Origin of the sequence: Kineococcus auxinigenes (genome assembly GCF_050871525.1) — a bacterium.
Lineage (GTDB): Bacteria > Actinomycetota > Actinomycetes > Actinomycetales > Kineococcaceae > Kineococcus.
This window is the reverse complement of record NZ_JBKBCT010000141.1, coordinates 1-1,053: the sequence shown is the minus strand read 5'-3', so window position 1 is coordinate 1,053 and position 1,053 is coordinate 1. Positions and strand designations below refer to the sequence as shown.

Below are 1,053 nucleotides of genomic sequence, written 5' to 3'. Positions count from 1 at the left end.
GACACGAACCTATGCGCGTTCGTGTTGGCAGAACTTCCCTCTCGTTTGGGGGAGCTTCTGACGCGCGACAAATCGGCGGCCTTCGACGCGTCGACCGAACGCCCTCGCGCTGGGCCGACCACTGGCTCGCCACGTTTGCCTGTTCCGGCACTCGACACGCTTGACGCGCAACTCGCGACGGCATGACCACCGAGCGGCTGGTGCCATCCCTTGACTTTGTACTGGGCTGGCTACGCTGATCTGAATCCATTGCCACCCGAGGCCAGCCGCCTCGCACACAATTGACGATGAACACCTCCGCATCCTCCAGCCCTGCAGTCGCATGCGGTCCCGATGGCCGCGCCCGCGCGAACGCCACGCTCACCATGGCGAAATGGATTCTGCTCAGCAGAGACCGCACCCTCGATCATGCTTGCGTCGAATGCGTGCCAGATGGCGCACTCGTTGTGCCAGGCTTTCGTTGCGGCTACCACTCCGCGCTGAATGCGGTGACCGCCGTAGATGATGCTGACCGACAGGAACCAGCGTACGCGCCGGTGCAAGCGGTGGTCGACCAGTTTGTGTCCGGATACCAGCTACACGGCACGCTGGGGTCCCATGTCCCGACTCCACGGGAACGCGGGCTGATTGCCAACGCAATCGCTGGCCTGCTCGCCGACACGGTCTTCCTTCGAGAGTTCGACAAATGGCGGCGTGCCGACGCCCCGCAAGCCAGCATGCCACCCGCGGCAGCAGTTCCCGCGGACTGTGCCGGTGCCGGTGAACCCTCCACCCTTCGCAACATGTTGGCCGCCATCAGGGTCGTCGGCCAGATTGACGGCCACGATGTGATACGTCGCCTGTCCATGCTGGACCTTGTGGACCGCGAGAGGCGCGCAGCCGAGGAAGAGGCGCCAGCTGGCGCCATCGCCTTGTCCGATGCGCATGCGAAAGGCGTCATGGACGCGCTGCGCGGCGTTCACGAGCTGTTTGTCCATGAGGACGGTTGCGGTGCCTTGCCTCCTGACAGCCCATTTCAGAATGGGGACCAGCCGTTCGGCCGGACCTCAAGAA

Annotated in this window: 2 pseudogenes; both read left to right on the top strand. The window is 64.3% G+C overall.

What is annotated here, in order from left to right:
* Positions 1 to 186 (top strand): annotated as a pseudogene (locus ACRYR9_RS19660) (hypothetical protein); the annotation flags it as partial.
* Between the two features lie 101 nt (positions 187 to 287).
* Positions 288 to 1,053 (top strand): annotated as a pseudogene (locus ACRYR9_RS19655) (hypothetical protein); the annotation flags it as partial.